Origin of the sequence: Corynebacterium ulcerans (assembly GCF_000767685.1) — a bacterium.
Classification (GTDB): domain Bacteria; phylum Actinomycetota; class Actinomycetes; order Mycobacteriales; family Mycobacteriaceae; genus Corynebacterium; species Corynebacterium ulcerans.
On the sequence record NZ_CP009622.1, the window covers coordinates 1,752,487 to 1,769,071 of the forward strand.

13 protein-coding genes and 1 pseudogene are annotated in these 16,585 nt (G+C 56.0%); 2 read left to right on the plus strand and 12 right to left on the minus strand.

From position 1 onward, the window contains the following. Positions 1–25: 25 nt before the first annotated feature. The 9 genes and pseudogenes from CULFRC11_RS07940 to CULFRC11_RS07980 all read right to left on the minus strand — a co-directional run bounded on the left by CULFRC11_RS07940 (position 26) and on the right by CULFRC11_RS07980 (position 10,322). Complete coding sequence (locus CULFRC11_RS07940) at positions 26–1,357, minus strand: hemolysin family protein (RefSeq protein ID WP_023636069.1); 1,332 nt, start codon at positions 1,355–1,357, stop codon at positions 26–28. Then, the gene (gene ybeY / locus CULFRC11_RS07945) at positions 1,354–1,944 is read right to left on the minus strand and encodes an rRNA maturation RNase YbeY (RefSeq protein WP_023636070.1); all 591 of its coding nucleotides are present in this window, start codon (positions 1,942–1,944) and stop codon (positions 1,354–1,356) included. Before ybeY ends, CULFRC11_RS07940 begins: the two co-directional genes overlap by 4 nt. Next, positions 1,945–2,982 (minus strand): PhoH family protein, encoded by a 1,038-nt coding sequence (locus tag CULFRC11_RS07950; protein ID WP_013911981.1) that lies wholly within the window; start codon positions 2,980–2,982, stop codon positions 1,945–1,947. It lies immediately after the preceding gene. A 47-nt stretch (positions 2,983–3,029) separates the two neighbouring features. Next, the gene (locus CULFRC11_RS07955) at positions 3,030–3,800 is read right to left on the minus strand and encodes a 16S rRNA (uracil(1498)-N(3))-methyltransferase (RefSeq protein ID WP_023636072.1); all 771 of its coding nucleotides are present in this window, start codon (positions 3,798–3,800) and stop codon (positions 3,030–3,032) included. A 17-nt stretch (positions 3,801–3,817) separates the two neighbouring features. Continuing rightward, the gene (gene dnaJ, locus CULFRC11_RS07960) at positions 3,818–4,954 is read right to left on the minus strand and encodes a molecular chaperone DnaJ (protein ID WP_014526081.1); all 1,137 of its coding nucleotides are present in this window, start codon (positions 4,952–4,954) and stop codon (positions 3,818–3,820) included. A gap of 232 nt (positions 4,955–5,186) precedes the next feature. Then, positions 5,187–6,222 (minus strand): annotated as a pseudogene (hrcA, locus tag CULFRC11_RS07965) (heat-inducible transcriptional repressor HrcA). 73 nt (positions 6,223–6,295) lie between these two features. Further along, a complete protein-coding gene (gene hemW / locus CULFRC11_RS07970) occupies positions 6,296–7,450 on the minus strand; it encodes a radical SAM family heme chaperone HemW (protein WP_023636073.1) in 1,155 nt (384 codons plus the stop codon). 3 nt (positions 7,451–7,453) lie between these two features. Continuing rightward, positions 7,454–8,134 carry a hypothetical protein gene (locus CULFRC11_RS07975; RefSeq protein ID WP_013911986.1) on the minus strand — a complete coding sequence of 227 codons (681 nt, stop codon included), beginning with the start codon at positions 8,132–8,134 and terminating at the stop codon, positions 7,454–7,456. 352 nt (positions 8,135–8,486) lie between these two features. Then, on the minus strand, positions 8,487–10,322 hold the full coding sequence (locus CULFRC11_RS07980; protein ID WP_023636074.1) for an AMP-dependent synthetase/ligase: 1,836 nt from the start codon (positions 10,320–10,322) through the stop codon (positions 8,487–8,489). Between the two features lie 228 nt (positions 10,323–10,550). On the opposite strand from CULFRC11_RS07980, the gene malQ reads away from it, so the two are divergent. After that, on the plus strand, positions 10,551–12,737 hold the full coding sequence (gene malQ, locus CULFRC11_RS07985) for a 4-alpha-glucanotransferase (protein WP_023636075.1): 2,187 nt from the start codon (positions 10,551–10,553) through the stop codon (positions 12,735–12,737). Positions 12,738–12,791: 54 nt separating this feature from the next. Here malQ and CULFRC11_RS11305 read toward each other — a convergent pair whose 3' ends face one another. The 3 genes from CULFRC11_RS11305 to CULFRC11_RS08000 are packed head-to-tail and all read right to left on the minus strand — an operon-like array spanning position 12,792 to position 15,278. Next, positions 12,792–12,932: a hypothetical protein gene (locus CULFRC11_RS11305; protein WP_013242396.1), complete on the minus strand. Its 141-nt coding sequence runs from the start codon at positions 12,930–12,932 to the stop codon at positions 12,792–12,794. A gap of 42 nt (positions 12,933–12,974) precedes the next feature. Then, entirely contained in the window at positions 12,975–13,193 is a 219-nt protein-coding gene (locus tag CULFRC11_RS07995) for a hypothetical protein (RefSeq protein WP_013911989.1), read from the minus strand. 6 nt (positions 13,194–13,199) lie between these two features. Next, positions 13,200–15,278 carry a M3 family metallopeptidase gene (locus CULFRC11_RS08000; RefSeq protein ID WP_038620706.1) on the minus strand — a complete coding sequence of 693 codons (2,079 nt, stop codon included), beginning with the start codon at positions 15,276–15,278 and terminating at the stop codon, positions 13,200–13,202. A gap of 32 nt (positions 15,279–15,310) precedes the next feature. Between CULFRC11_RS08000 and CULFRC11_RS08005 the strand changes: the two genes are divergently transcribed. Next, the gene (locus CULFRC11_RS08005) at positions 15,311–16,582 is read left to right on the plus strand and encodes a carboxylesterase family protein (RefSeq protein WP_023636076.1); all 1,272 of its coding nucleotides are present in this window, start codon (positions 15,311–15,313) and stop codon (positions 16,580–16,582) included. The last annotated feature ends 3 nt before the right edge of the window (positions 16,583–16,585 follow it).

Sequence of the window (16,585 nt, forward strand, 5' to 3'; positions counted from 1 at the left end):
ACTTGTTGTACCCCCGCGTGGCGTGTCAGGGTGATTCCACATCTGGATCTTCTGGCAAAACTGAGACGACCACAGACCTTACTTGAATCCGCCCACGACGATCCCGTCCGCCTTCTGCGCGTAGTTGGATTGCGCTCGTGCTTACTACAGACCCGGGAAGAGGAACACGGCCCATTTCATATGCGATAAGACCGCCCACTGTGTCCACCTGGTCACGGATGTCTTCGGAGAACTCGATTTCTCTTCCGAGGTCATCCTTGATGGTTTCGATCAGGTCTTCCAAGGAAAGGCGTGAGACTACGCGATACGTAGGCAGAGACTCGTTATCAAGACGCTCAATCGGGGCGATTTCTCGGTCGTCGTATTCATCCGCAATTTCACCGACGATTTCTTCCAAAATGTCTTCGATGGATACCAGGCCGGCGATCCCGCCGAACTCGTCGACAAGCATGGCGATGTGGTTACGATCGCGCTGCATCTCATGCAGCAAAGTATCAAGGTTTTTAGAGTCTGGGACAAAAGTCGCTGGTCGCATGACCTCGTCGACGGTAACGCTGCGCCCGCCATCTGTGGAATAGTACGTTCGTTGCACGAGGTCTTTAAGAAAGACCACCCCTATGATGTCATCGACGGTATCGCCAATCACGGGAATCCGAGAGAATCCTGATCTCACACACAGGCTCGTTGCTTGCCCTGCGGTCTTTCCGGATTCGATCCATACCATATCTGTACGCGGAACCATGACTGAGCGAGCCGTGGTAGAAGCAAGGTCAAAAACGGATTGAATCATCCGCCGTTCCTCAATCTCCACGACTCCGTGTTCCTGGGCTATATCGACCATTTCGCGCAACTCCACCTCGGTGGAATACGGTCCGTCTTGGAACCCCGGTCCGGGCGCAATAATATTGCCGATCTTGATGAGCAGCCTCGGGATAGGTCCCAGGACTGCGGATAGCGCTCTGAGTAACCATGCGGAGGATAAAGAGACTGTATAGGGGTTCTTTCGGCCTACAGTCCGGGAGAACACCCCGATGACAGTAAACGTGATAAGCGATACCCCAACAATCGCTGCAGTCAGTGCCCACGCGCTTGATTCAATGAGGTCAATGGCTAACAGTGCCGCGAAGGCAGCCGCGGTGACGTCGAGAAGCGTGCGCAATAAAACAAGGAGGTTGATGTGTTCGGCACGGTTGTCCAGCACATGCAATAATGTGCGCGAAGCACGTGACTCCGTGTCTTTGTTGATCTGCTCAACCCGCGCCACAGAGATTGAGCTGACAGCGGCTTCCACCGCACCCAAAAAACCGGAGAGAAGAAGCGCGCCTAGAGTCGCAACCCCGCATATGAGGGGGGTCATCGTGGCTCTCCGATAGCGGGTATACCGCCACCGGGCACCTGTTTGTCTAGCTCAGCCCGTTCTGCAGCTGTGGGGAATGCCCCAGCGTTGGAAGGCTTTGGCTGAAACTCCACGCCGCGCTTTTTACAGAACGCATACCAGTCGGATAGCAGCTCATTTTGCAGAGAAAACATCGTTTGCTCGTCTGCAGGCTCAATATGGTCGTAGCCCAAAAGATGCAAACACCCGTGAGTGGTGAGTAACGCGAGCTCATGACCAAGGTCATGCCCAGCTTTTTCTGCCTGTTTCATCGCAAAATCCGGGCAGAGGATAATGTCTCCGAGCAGGGCGGGTCCTGGGGCGCCGGCGTCGGGACGCCCCATCCCGGGGGTCAGCTCGTCCATGGGAAAACTCATCACGTCCGTGGGGCCTTCAATGTCCATCCAGCGCACATGAAGGTCACTCATGGTGGGAACATCGACGACAGAGATGGTGGCTTCCGCATCTGGGTGCACATCCATCTCTCCCAGAACAAACGTGGCTACGTCGATAAGAGCTTCCTCATTCACCCCGTCGAAACCTGATTCATTAACGACTTCGATGCTCACTTAGCTCTCGCTTTCTGCTTCTCGACGCGCCCGCGCCGCGCGCTCCAGGTTTTCTTCATAGTCGTCGTAGGCTTCCACGATGCGTCCCACCAGCTGATGTCTGACCACGTCCGCTGACGTAAGCTCACAGAAATCTACGTCTTCCACGCCACGAAGGATATCGCGTACCAGTCTCAGGCCCGATTTTTGACCTCCCGGGAGGTCTACCTGAGTGATGTCTCCAGTAACCACCATCTTCGACCCAAACCCCAGACGCGTCAGGAACATCTTCATCTGAGCCGCAGTCGTATTCTGAGCCTCGTCGAGAATCACAAAAGCGTCGTTGAGCGTACGGCCTCGCATGTAGGCGAGAGGGGCGACCTCAACAATGCCGGCTTCCATGAGCTTCGGAATGATCTCTGGATCAACCATGTCTCTTAGTGCGTCATGGAGCGGGCGCAGATAAGGGTCGATCTTCTCGTTGAGGGTTCCGGGAAGGAATCCAAGTTTCTCCCCCGCTTCCACTGCCGGACGCGTGAGGATGATGCGACTGACCTGTTTGGTTTGCAGCGCTTGGACAGCCTTGGCCATAGCAAGGTAAGTCTTTCCAGAACCCGCCGGCCCTAGGCCAAAGACAATAGTGTTGTCGTCTATAGCATCGACATAGTGTTTCTGTCCTAGCGTCTTTGCCCGAATCACTTTTCCGCGGCGCGCGATAATGTCACTCGCAAGTACCTGTGACACGGATTGGGGGGCCTCGACCGTCACAATTCCTATGGCATGTTTTACGGAGGCCGGGCTAATCACGTGACCCCGCCTAGCGATAGATTGCAGTTCCTTGAGTACTTTGACCGCACGAGCGACCTCATAATCAGGTCCTGTGAGCGTGACTTGGGTACCACGAACAAAGATAGAGCAGTCGAGCTGATTCTCTAGTACTTTCAGGTTCTCGTCGGTGACCCCGAGCACCGTCTGTGAGTGCTGCTCATCTAGTTCAACAGTTTTGGTGATGATGCCAGCATCTCTGCGGACCCGCACGGTTTGTTGCTCACTAGCCACTGTGTTGATTCAACCTATCTCTAGTTGTTATCTGTCTGTACTGGATTCTACCAGCGCGAAGTCAGTGCGCCGATTGCCGCAAGCGCGACGATTCCAGCCGAGGCGGTTCGCAGAACTTCAGGCCCCAGCTTGGTCAATAGCGCCCCGGCGTCCTGTAACTCGGCGGCTTCCTCTTGGCCGATGCCGCCCTCGGGCCCAATAATCAAGGCAATCGAGGCTGCCTCACGCAGCGGAAGAGCCGCAAAAGGCTGCTGTGCATCCTCATGCAGCATCAAAACCATGTCAAAGCCCTCTGTTGCCAGCCGCCGCGCCAACTCCGATGTAGTGACGGGAGAGTCAATCGTCGGTATAGCAGAACGCCGTGACTGTTTGGCCGCCGCAACCGCAGCCGCCCGCCACTTGTGTACGCTTTTCTCGCGTTTAGCACCCGTCCATTTGGCAACGCACCGCTGGGCTTCCCACGGGACTATCGCATCCACTCCCCCCTGGGTGAGCAGGTCAACAGCCAACTCCGAGCGCTCCGACTTAGGAATTGCCTGGAAAACTGTGACGGACGGAGTCGCAGGCTCCTGCATTCCGCTAGCTTCAACGATCGCTGCGAGCTTGTCTTTCCCAGAAGTTTCCGTTACGAGCGCTTCAACGTGGGCACCGTGGGCGTCGATAAGCTTGATACGCTCCCCAACAACAATGCGCTTCACGCTCACAGCATGGCGCCCCTCAGCACCGTCCAAGCGAACGGCCTCCCCCACGTGGGGAAGGTGGGGGCGCTGGCCTTGGAGGACAGAGTCAAGGTCGTACACAAAGGTGGGCAGCGACATTAGGTTAATTCCTCACATTATCTGCGGAACTTATTACGTATACGGCCAAACAGCGACTCTTCGCCGTCCTCGGCGTGCGAGACTTTTGAAACCTCATCACGGTGTTCACGCAACTGGGTGAGCAAGCTTCTCGACGTCTCATCCAACGCCGTCGGCACAGTTACGTCAACATGAGCAATCATATTTCCGTTGCCTGTGTTGCGTAGCTGTGGCATTCCTTTGCCTTCCACAACAATACGCTCAGCAGGCTGAGTACCTGCAGGTATAGTGAACTCCACGGTTTTCCCGTCCAGAGATTCCACGTTGATCTCAGCACCCAAAGCAGCATCGACCATGGGCACATGAACCGTCAGATGTAAGTCATTTCCTTCTCGTTGGAACACGGCATGCGGCCGAATATGAATCTCCACATAGAGATCGCCTGCAGGTCCACCACCGTGGCCTACCTCACCTTGACCCGCCATGCGAATGCGCATGCCATCGGAAATGCCTGCTGGAACATTAACCACGAGGTCGCGCTGTGCTTTGACACGACCGTCGCCTGCGCATTTATCGCAGGGATCAGGAATAACTTCGCCGGTTCCCTGGCACACCGGGCAGGGGGCAGAAGTCATCACATTACCCAAGAAGGAACGTTGGACCTGCTGGATCTCACCTGTTCCACCACAGTGACCGCATGGGTTCGGCTTTGCTTTGGTTTTGGAGCCTGTTCCCTCGCACAGATCGCACAGAATGGCAGTATCAATGGTGATGGGCTTCTTCACACCAGAAAATGCTTCTTCCAGCGTCAACGAGGAACGAAGGAGAGCATCATTTCCTGGCTGAACACGTGAGCGAGGGCCACGCGACGCACCCGCACCGCCAAAAAATGCCTCAAAGATGTCGCCCAGGCCACCACCGCCAAAGCCGCCGGCGCCATAGCCTCCGCCACCGCCTTGCTCCATGGGGTCTCCGCCCATGTCCACAATGCGGCGCTTGTCGGGGTCTAACAACACTTCTTGGGCGATTGAGAGCTCGCTGAATTTCTCCGCGGCCTCGTCCGACCCGTTAACGTCCGGGTGGTACTTACGCGCAAGCTTGCGGTATGCCTTCTTAATCTCGTTATCAGTGGCGTCACGTTCGACGCCAAGGATTGCGTAATAGTCACGAGCCACAGTAAAAGAATTCTTCCTTCAGCTATTTTTTGAGAAATATCCAACCCAGCCAAGCTCAATCATTTTCTTGGCATTCACATCTGGCTATCTAAAACAACAGCGCAAACACCATGATATGAACTGAAAGGACCGAAACAACAATGATAACGATGCGCACGTTAAGGAGGGAAAACTAGGGCCCCTAATTCGCTAGCGGCGAACGGTACTGAAAAGAGAAACCACCCCACGGGGATTATTCTCCGCTCAAGACCCTCGATACATATTGAGCCACCGCGTAGACCTTGGACATCGTTCCGGAATAATCCATGAACGTGGGGCCCACTACCCCCAAGCCACCTAGGGTTTCTCCCTGTGCGCCATAGCCGGTAGTCACGACCGATGTCCCACGTAGTTGTTCGTCTTCATTCTCCCGGCCGATCAAAACGCTCACGTGGCCTAGGTCTTGAACGTTGGTGAGCAGCTTCAGCACCACTACTTGTTCTTCCAACGCCTCCAGCATGGAAGGCAATGCCGCGGGCGATCCGGGTGAGGTTAGATGCTCCAGCAAGGATGAGACGATCATTCGGCTGTTCCACCAAAGTCTCAATGAGCACGGTTGCGCATCTGAGCACCATCGGTTGGATTTCCGGTGATACTAAGATGTCCGTATTCGTGGGGTCTGCAAGTTCTGCCAAAGAAACAGAGGCATCACTGAGGGTTTTACCGTCTAAGGCCCGGTTGAGGACGTCGCGAAGCTTCAGAACGTGCTCCTGCTCGCATACCTGATCGAGTTCCACATTGCGCTGCTCTACTCGCCCATTATCAGTGATAAGAACAAGCAAAAGCCGCACAGGGCTCAGCAGCACGACTTCACAGTGTTTGACCCGAGAAACCTTAAGATTAGGCAGCTGGATCACCGATGCTTGACGAGTCAATTGGCTCAGCAATTGCACGGAACGGCGCAAAACGTCCTCAAGGTCCACCCCGCCTTCAAGGAAATTTAAGATGGCACGTCGCTCCGCTGCCGACATGGGTTTAATGTCGCTCAAGGAATCCACGAACGCACGGTATGCCTTTTCCGTGGGGATCCGCCCTGAGCTTGCGTGCTGCTGGATGATAAACCCTTCAGACTCCAGCACCGCCATATCATTGCGGATAGTAGCCGAGCTGACGTTGAGATTATGCCGCTCTAGCAGCGCCTTTGATCCCACAGGTTCCTGAGACTGAATGTAGTCCGCCACTATCGCGCGAAGTACTTCACGTCTGCGTTTTTCAGTAGATCCCGCCATGGTGGTTTCCCTCCTCGTGGATGTCTCGACTCGCCATTACCGCACACCAGCTTAACTGTTGCCCCGGCGGGTATCAGTCTGCAACCAAGATGTCGGCGATAATCCCGTCCGCCAATAGCCTGCTTTTCGACGTCACCCGCACCCGCCCTTCTTCCACGCACAGCAGCCCTTGGTGAACCCGCGCCTCGATCACAGACAACTCACCGGCAGAGAACTCCGAAATACTCACGCCTTCTTTGAGGCGCAAGCCCAGCATGATTTTCTCCTCATGCCGTTCAACGTCGCTCAAGGTCTCTTCTTCCTTGATCGGTAATTCTCCGCCTAGGAGGGCCTGGGCATAGCGAGCCGGATGCTTAATGTTATGGAAACGGCGTTGCCCGATATGCGAATGTGCACCAGGGCCCGCACCCCACCAATCACCATCGCGCCAGTACCCCATATTATGTTGGCACTCGCCACCCTCACGTGCCCAGTTAGACACCTCGTACCAAGAGAAGCCTTCCTGGCGTAGGGCCTGATCGATCATCCAATAACGATCCGCATATGTGTCTTCATCAGGAGGCGGTAATTCCCCACGGCGCACTTTACGAGCCATCGCCGTACCATCCTCCACGATCAGCGAATACGCACTCACATGGTCCACGCCCGTGTCTACGACGCGAGCGAGAGTCTCACGAACATCCTCATCTGTTTCTGTGGGGGTTCCATAAATCATGTCGAGATTGACATGCTGAAAACCAGCGGAGAGTGCTTCTTTAGCCGCAGAAAAGGCTCTTCCAGGGGTGTGCTTACGTTCGAGCACTTTCAGCACACTCGAAGAAGCCGATTGCATACCCAGAGAGATCCGGGTAAAGCCCGAGTCCAATAAGGAATCAAAAAACTCAGGACTAGTCGATTCCGGGTTTGACTCCGTAGTCACTTCTGCACCAGGTGCTATACCTGTGGAATTACGTACGGCGCGCAACAAACGATCCAGGCCAGCGGCCTCAAGCATCGACGGAGTACCACCGCCGACAAAAACCGTACTGGCTTGTCTAGTATCACCCGAATCTGCCCGAATCTGCGCGGCTAAGGCCAGCTCTATTTCTAGAGCATCCAGATAGCTTTCCGGGGAAGCAGAACTCCCTAGCTCGCCGGGTGTGTACGTGTTGAAGTCACAGTACCCACAACGAGAAGAACAAAACGGCACATGGACGTACACCCCAAAAGGCGTATCTTTTTGGCTCATGATCTAGCCAACATACTCGCCGGATCCCGCACGCTTAGCGATGACCCTAGCCACGACGGCGTCGATACGCGCGCGCTCATTGAGAAACGCCGGCGGCTGCGCACCACGCATTGTTCGTGTGTACCCCGGGTGTTCCGTCGCCACGGCTTCAGTCCATGCTCGCGCTGCTGCAAACACGATCTCAGCCGTACGGGAATACAGCATCGGCAAATTAAGCGCATCCAAATCTCGCGCCGCTTTTTCCGTCTCCAACAATTCCCACGACACAATGTGAGCAAGGTACTCGCCCACCAAGTCAGTTCGAGCCTCCAAAGCTTGCGAAAGCTCACGAACGATAACAGGAGAATTCTGAATCGGGAACCTCTCCCGCAAAGACTCCGCGTTGAGCACAACCGGACGATCGACCGCATCCTCCATAGCAGCCGACGCCGCCACAGTCCCCGAAGCCAATCCCGATGTCAGCGCCTGACGCAGGCCGACAAGCTCCCGAACGACGGCCCGGGAATCCCGGCGCGCATCTTCAAAGATCTCTTCCAGCTCGGCGACGCAATCATCAACCAGCTCTGCATCCCAATCCGCGATGGCCTCAGCGAGATTCTCGATGTAGGTTGCAACCTCATCGCCAATATTAAAAATCTCTTGGGTCAGCTCACGATGACGCAGCGTAGCATCAAAAACTTGCATTCAGCTGACCCCCTTCCCAGGCATATATAGACGTCCGTCATCATCGCTGCTGCTAGACGTCTGAGGGAACCCAGTAGCAGCGATGCGTTACGAGTGATGACTTTAAAACAGGAATCGATGAAAGCGGTGGCGCCCCGCCGAACAGAACCAAAATCCCGTGGGGAAAAGAGACTTCTTTCTCCTCTCGGCGGGGTCGACATTGTCGTTTTTGAGAACGCTAGCCAGCGCACGTGTTGCAAAACCCCAGGATGAACTTTCTAGCGTTCTCAAAAACGACAAAATAAGCGGAAGAAATAAAAAATCGCCCCCTTCTTCCCTGAAGGCACAAGGAAAAAGGGGGCGAAAAACGCGTCTAGCGCTTGGTGTATAACGCATCGATCTCGTCAGAGTACCGACGCGCCACCACGTTGCGTTTCACTTTCATGGTGGGGGTGAGCTCGTTGTCTTCCTCGGTGAGATCACGATCCAAGATATAGAACTTCTTAATGGATTCCGCGTGGGAAACCGTAGAGTTGGCGTCGTTGATCGCGTCTTGAATCTCAGCCCTTAAGACTGGGTCCTGTGCCAGCTCACGGATCGAACGTCCTTCCGGAATATTTCGATTGAGCTTCCAGCGTTTCAGGGCGTCGTCGTCAAGCGTCACAAGCAAGCCAATAAATGGCTTTCCGTCTCCGACCACCATCGCTTGACTGATAAGCGGATGCGAACGCAGTTTGTCTTCCAGAGGACCCGGTGAAACGTTCTTTCCACCTGCAGTAACAATCAGATCCTTCTTCCGGCCAGTGATGATGAGATGGCCGGAATCGAGGATTTCGCCAAGATCTCCGGTGTTAAACCAACCATTTTCCATTGAGGATTCGGTGGCTTCGTCGTTCTTCCAGTAGCCGTCGAAAAGGGTGGATCCTTTCACCAGAATCTCGCCGTCGTCGTTAATGCGTATCGACGCACCTCCAACGGGCGGCCCAACCGTCCCAATCTTCTGATTAGCAAAGTCCACGGTGGCGGCAGCGGTGGTTTCGGTCAAACCATAGCCTTCATAAATCGGGACGCCAATGCCTCGGAAAAAGTGCATCAAATCTGGGCTCATCGCAGAACCACCTGAGATGCAGTATTTCACTGCATTACCCATCGCTGCGCGAATCTTTGAGTACACCAACTTGTCAAAGGTCTTGTGCTTAAGGGTAAGAGCCCGGCTTGGCCCTTCTGCGGTGTCGAGTGCCCGTGAGTATTCTTGCGCAGTCAGCTCTGCTTGATGGAAGATTGCGGCCTTGAGTGGCCCATCGGCCTGAGCATTAGCAGCAGCGCCATTCCGAACTTTTTCAAAGACACGCGGCACACCCAAAATCAGATTTGGACGAGCACGCTGGAACTCCACTGCGATCGTGGAGAAATCAGACCAATGCGACTGGGTGGCTCCGCCAATGGCCATAGCCAAGGAGACTGCGCGAGCCAAAACGTGAGCTAGTGGCAAGAACGTCAAAACGCGCGAACCGGGGATTGCGATAGCTCCGATGTCGTTGGTCAGAAGCGCGCGTACTTCCGAGAGCCAGTTTGAATGAGTGAGTCGGCAGCCTTTGGGGCGGCCCGTAGTTCCAGATGTATAAACCAGCGACGCAAGGTCTGAGCCTTTGGTATGAGCAATGCGCTCGTTTACCTCAGAGTCTTCAATGGAGCGCCCCTCAAACTTGAGCGTTGTCACTGCTGACGAATTAATCTCCAGAATTCTCCGCAACTGCGACGGTGAACCGCTCAATGCTGGCTTCCCATCCGTCCCCAGCACCAGGTTCTTCATCAATTCCGTGTGCTCGCGGGTTTCAGTGATGGCAAAGACTGCTCCAGAGTCTTCGATGATCCACTCAATTTGGCTAATCGACGACGACCCATAGATCGGAACCGACACGGCACCAGCAGCCCAAATGGCAAAGTCCAGCAGAGACCACTCGTAGCGGGTCTCGGAGAGCAAAGCCACTCGATCCCCTTGCTGAACACCCGCGTTGATGAGGCCCTTGGCAACTTCATAGACTTCTTCCACGAACTCTTTGGACGTGACGTTGACCCACTCGTAGTTTTTCGGCCGGGTGTACATCACTCCAAAAGGACGCGCTTTAGCCGTATCCAGCAACGCAGTTAGGCAGGTTTCATTTTCGCCTACCTCGTATATGGCCTCGGTGGTCGACTCTTGAACCACTTTCTCAACACCTCATTTGTTTTGATCGTGCATTGCCAGCGTGCACCATGCGCCGCAGTTCCCCACGGGGCCGGTGCATCGCAAAACCTGATGTTTTACTCACATCCGTTGATAGACTTTGAATTTACAGCCTTTATGCGCCCAGAGTCATCACTGGGGTAGACGTGTTCCAAATTAAACTACGGACTACGGGACAGACAGGTAGCCACAATGGCAGAATAAAGTCTCGTGGGTTATACAGATTCGCTGCGCGAACTCGCAGCAGCACATGCAGTTTCTTGGTCATTTACCGGATTCGGCGGCGAAGTAACCGAAGTCAGCGAGGATACGCTGGTAAAAACACTTCGTGCGTTGGGCGTTCGCTTTGGAAATGAGCCCGAGGACAGTCCGAACGATCATATGCCGCTCGACGCACCTATGCCGAGCGAGGAACAGATCCGTACCGCTCTTCAGAAGCGTCACGACGAAGAAGGCACGCGTCCACTGCCCCGTTGCGTCGTCGCAACGCAAGGAGACCCTTACGTCTTCAACGTGCACGTCCATGACGGTGCCCCCGCGGACATCACGATTACGCTGGAAGACGGCTCAGTCGCAGCAGACGTCACCCAAGTTGAAAACTGGACGCCACCGCGCACTGTCGACGGCATCACCTGGGGTGAGGCCTCCTTCCAGATTCCCAATGATCTTCCGCTCGGTTGGCACACCATCACGCTGACCTCCGACACGCTCACTGCCAGCTGTTTCCTCATCATTACTCCGCAGCAGCTCTCCACAGCACGCACATTTGTGGATAATCCGGCTACCGGAGTGATGGCTCAGCTCTACTCTGTACGCAGCAACGACTCGTGGGGAATGGGAGACTTCCATGACCTCGGCGAACTGGCTAAAGTCGTGGCCGACAAAGCCGGGGCAGACTACATCCTGGTCAACCCGATGCACGCAGCCGAGCCTTTTCCACCGGTCGAGGACTCCCCTTATCTGCCCACCACGCGACGCTTTATTAATCCCATCTATATTCGCATCGAGGACATACCCGAGCACCTCAGTCTCAGCGACGAGCTGCAAGAGGAAATTGCGGAGATTTCTTCTACGTTTAAAACTCTCAACCACTCCAGCGACAAAATCGAACGCAACCCGATTTACGACGCAAAGCTCCAAGTACTTCATGCGATTTTTGAGGCCGAGCGCGATCCCGCTCGTGAACAGGACTTCCGCGACTTTGTAGCCTCTGAAGGCGACGGCCTTTACGACTTCGCTCTGTGGTGTGCACACCAAGAAATCGCCCATCTCACGGAGTCCAGCTCCCACGCTGCGATACCGACGCCCGAGGATGCTGCAGAATTCTACATGTGGCTTCAGTGGATCTGCGACCAGCAACTGGGCGCAGCGCAATCTGCTGCTATCGACGCCGGCATGAGCATCGGAATCATCGCCGACCTCGCCGTGGGGATCCATCCCGGCGGTGCCGACGCCCAAAGCCTCGCAGATTCCCTAGCACCGCGTGCGTCCGTTGGCGCTCCACCAGATAACTACAACCAGCAAGGGCAAGACTGGTCTCAGCCACCATGGCACCCCGACCGTCTCGCCGAGGCCGGCTACGTGCCGTGGCGCGATCTGCTCCGCACTGTCCTACGGCACGCTGGTGGCATCCGCGTAGACCACATTCTGGGGCTTTTCCGGCTCTTCTGGATCCCTCGCATGCAGTCCCCTGCTACCGGAGCGTACGTCAACTATGACCACAACGCCCTGGTTGGAGTTCTAGCGCTCGAAGCCGAGCGCGCCGGCGCAGTAGTCATCGGTGAAGACCTCGGAACGTATGAACCGTGGGTTCAAGAATTCCTTGCACAACGCGGCATCATGGGCACGTCGGTGCTCTGGTTCGAAAGTTCCCCCACGGGAGGGCCGCGGCACCAAAATGAGTACCGAGAGCTCGCACTCACCTCCGTGACCACGCACGATCTTCCCCCCACCGCAGGACTCCTTGCCGGCGAGCACATCGAGTTGCGTAAAGATCTCGGTATTCTCACCGTCGATCCGGAGCAAGAACATGAGCAAGATATTCGCTGGCAAAGCGAAATTCTGGACGAAATCAAAAATTCCGGCGCCTTCTCCGGCGACACGGTGCCAGAAACTTTCCAGGGGCTTACGCGGGAAGAGCGCGGCACTGCAGACACCCTTCTACCGGCTATCCACAAGTTCCTAGCCAGCACGCCTTCTGCGCTCACGTGCACCGCCCTCGTGGATCTTGTCGGCGACCGCCGAGCTCAAAATCAGCCCGGCACAACCTCTGACATGTATCCCAACTGGTGTATCCCACTGTGTGATGGCAATACCCAAGCCCTCACTATCGAAGACATCGCTGATCTTCCTCTATTCCAGGCCGTAGCGGAAGCATCAAAGAGAAACAAGCACTAACAGCGCACGAATAAAGGCCCATTTCCCCACGGGAAATGGGCCTTTGCGCACGGCCTATATCAGGCTGACTAACCAGGCAATCACGACTAACGCAATAAGCAGGTATAAAGCCTGAGTCACCCGAGACTGTGGATACTTCCGCTTCCTACGCGGAAGCTGCTGGTCCCGTTTACGCAGCTCCTCTGGATTAGCCATTATTCACACTTTCCACATACGTGGGGCGTGTAAGCCCCTCAGTTACTTGGTTGACCTCATTCGAGCTTCTACTCTAGCCCGCACAACCGTGAGGATGCGAAGAATGCGGGCGCCCAGGACGTCGATAAGCCGAAGCCACGCTAAAGCCAGCACGCCGCATACCGGCACCACAACGATCAAAACGAGTGGTGCCTGCAGCCACAAAGGTGCTGACGTTAGAAACTGACTCACCGAGTCAAGAAAGCCCGTCACATGTTCCATCACTCGTTATTGCACCGCCCCGGCTAAGCCACGACGACGCAACAACGGTCCAACATCTTTAGCGCGTCCCCGCAACGACTCGAATGCCACAGTAAAGTCGTCCGCACCGCCACGCGACAACACGAGATCGCGGAACTTTTGCCCCGCGTCTCTGGCAGCGCTTTCCGACGCCGCCACACCTGCGGCTCCCTGCTCGGTGAACCAATCAAAGCCGTCGGCATCCAGCGCCTCTGCCCACAAGTAGGAGTAATACCCCGCCGAATAACCACCAGCAAAAATATGGTTAAAGTAGGTCGACTTATACCGAGGTTCAACGTGCTCTACGTCTAACCCCGCTTCTTCCAAAGCCTTGCGTTCAAATTCTGCGATGTCCTCCGGGGACAGCTGCGCCGCTTCCTCTTTGGTCAACGAGTGCCATGCGAGATCGATAACGGCAGCCGACAAATATTCCGTTGTGGCAAATCCCTGCCCAAACTGACGGGCCTTCCCAATCGCAGCGACCAGCTCATCCGGGATGACCTCACCTGTGTCCACGTGGCGCGCAAAATTCTTCAAGATGGTGGGATCAAACGCCCAGTTTTCATTAATTTGAGAAGGGAACTCCACATAATCCCGCGGGACATTCGTCCCCGAGAACGTGGGATAACGCACCTGAGACAGCAGCCCATGCAATGCGTGGCCGAATTCGTGGAACACCGTCCGCAGAGAATCGATGCTGAGCAGAGCATCAGAACCGTCTGCCGGCTTGGTAATACCCATCACGTTCACCACGACGGGCTTGGTTCCCAGCAAATCCGACTGATCCATAAAACTGCTCATCCACGCGCCCCCGCGTTTCGACGGCCGCCCAAAATAGTCCGTCAAAAACAGACCGATGCCCTCACCGTTTGCGTCTTTGACTTCCCACACCTCTACGCCTTCCGCATAGCCCTCCAAATCTGAGCGCGGAATTACTGTAATTCCATACAGTCGGTTAGCTGCGTAGAAGACTCCGTCGCGTAGTACCTGTTGCAACGGAAAATACTGCGATAGTTCTTCTTCGTCTAAAGCGAAATCACGAGCGCGCACCTTCGACTCCCAATAAGGCCAATCCGCCCCATCCATCGTCGATTCCTGCACCCACTCCTCAGATTCCCCACGGGAGGCTTCGTCGAGAAGTTTGTACTCACCACGCGCATTCGCCGCCGCTGCCGGAGCCAGATCAAACAGCAAATCTCGTGCAGCCGCAGCCGACCCCGCTGTCTCCTCCGCAATCACATAGTCGGCATGAGTTTCGTAGCCCAATAGCGCAGCACGCTCCGCCCGCAGCTGCACGGTCTCCACCACAATGCCCGCATTCGATTCAGCGCCCCTGCGTTGCGACGCCTCATACAACCGCGCCCGCGCCTCATGGCGGGCAAGGCTGCCCTGCTCCGCTTGCACAGTGGGAAGTTCAAGTGGGATGACAAACCCGTCCACGCCGGCCAACTGGGCATCCGCGGCTGCCGAGGCGAGGCGCCCGGGGCTCAGCCCCTCCAATTCCTCCCCGTGGGGAAACTGGACGGCAAGTGCTTTGGTATCGGCGAGTAGATTGCGGCCAAAGGCGTCGGCAAGCACGGACAAGCGAGCATTAATCTCTCGTAGTCGCGCCATATCGGACTCATCTAAACCTGCGCCGTGTCGACGAAACGTCCTGAGCAGATGCGCATGCAGGCGCTCCGACTCGGCGTCCTCTGGTGCCACGACCGCTTCTAGACGCGCAAACAACGCAGGATTCAAATAAATCGCATCCGAATGCTCAGCCAACAAAGGAGCAACCCGAGCTGCGATCTCGTCCATGGCTTCAGAAGAATCCGTCGCATGAAGATTAAAAAATACCGACGCCACGCGCTCTAAGTCTCGCCCGCTGCGCTCCAGCGCTTCCACCGTGTTTTCCCACGACGGAGATTCTGGGTTGTCTGCTATCTGTGCGATTTCTCGGTCATGCGTGGCCAGCGCCGCCTCAAATGCCGGGAGGAAATGCTCCACTGAAATATCTCGGAATGGCGGAAGCTGGTACGGCAGCGAGGACTCTTTTAGCAAAGGATTCGATACAGGTAACGTCATAGGTCACAATCGTAGTTGCTAAAGTAACCGCTATGTCTGAAAGCGCATCTTCGCAGCTCATTACCTGCCCCGGTGGCACCTTCACCGGCACAGTCCGTCAACACGCCAATGGCAGCGTGGCGACCTACGACCCCATCGTTTATGGGAAGCTCACCAGCGAATTTGCCCCCGCACTTCACGTGTATTCCCCCACGGAGAGCACAGACCCCGCAGCGCACAACAACCTGCGCACACAGCTCCACCTCACCGTCACTGCCCCAGCTCACGCCACAAAGTTCAACGACCTTCCGGTCCTAGCGGTGATCCACGGCGGCGGATACGACGCCGGCTCCCGCAACGAAGCCTCCTTCGACGGCGCCGAACTAGCACAAGCCGGAGTCATCGTGGTCAGCATCGACTACCGACTCGGCATCCAGGGCTTTGCACGCTTTCACGACGACGCCCCGCACCACTACCGAGGCATCGACGACTGCTCGCTCGCCCTCGAATGGATCCAAACCCATATCGAGGACTTTGGCGGCGACCCCACCAATGTCACCCTCTTCGGCCAATCCGCAGGGGCAGGAATCGCACTCTGGCTCGCCCGGCGCGACCACTATCGAGGGATGTTTCGGCGGGTGTGGGCGGCGTCGCCAAGCTTCCCCCGTGGGGAAATGAAACGCCGCAAAACAGCCCTCCGATGGGCACTATCCGCGCCAATCACCCAATCCGGACTTGAAGAGTTACGTCGCAAACACCTCGACAAAGGCTACAAACGCTATAAACGCTACTTCCCCACCGATTTGGCGCTGGGCCCCTGGAGCTACGACGCCAACGAACTCACAGCAATCCCCATCATCGTCAGTTCCACCGATCGCGAGCTCTACCAACTGCCCGCCGCTCAACAAGCCGATGCAGCATCATGGCTACACCCGCTGCGCCCGCGCATCGCCCGGCATATGGGGGCCACAGCCGACTACATTCAACAAAAATCCACTCAACCCGACTTTTTCCGCGCCCTCACCGGAGCTTCGCTCATCCACCGCTGGGTAAAGCAAACGCTCAAACGCACATACGGCGACACCTGGTACATCCGTTACACCAGCTCAAACAATCACGAAGCCACCCACTGCAGCGACCTCAGTCTCCTCTTTCATTCCAGAGACAACCAGCCAGATTCCCCACGGGGGATACTTCTGGCCTTCGCCCGCGGCGCTACGCCGGATTGGCCTCGGTATCGCAAAGGTGCCAGCGGGTTGGGGATCTGTGTTGATGGGGCGGGTGCCCAGGTGCTTACTGACCCCCTCCGTGGGGAATTTGAGTAAGTA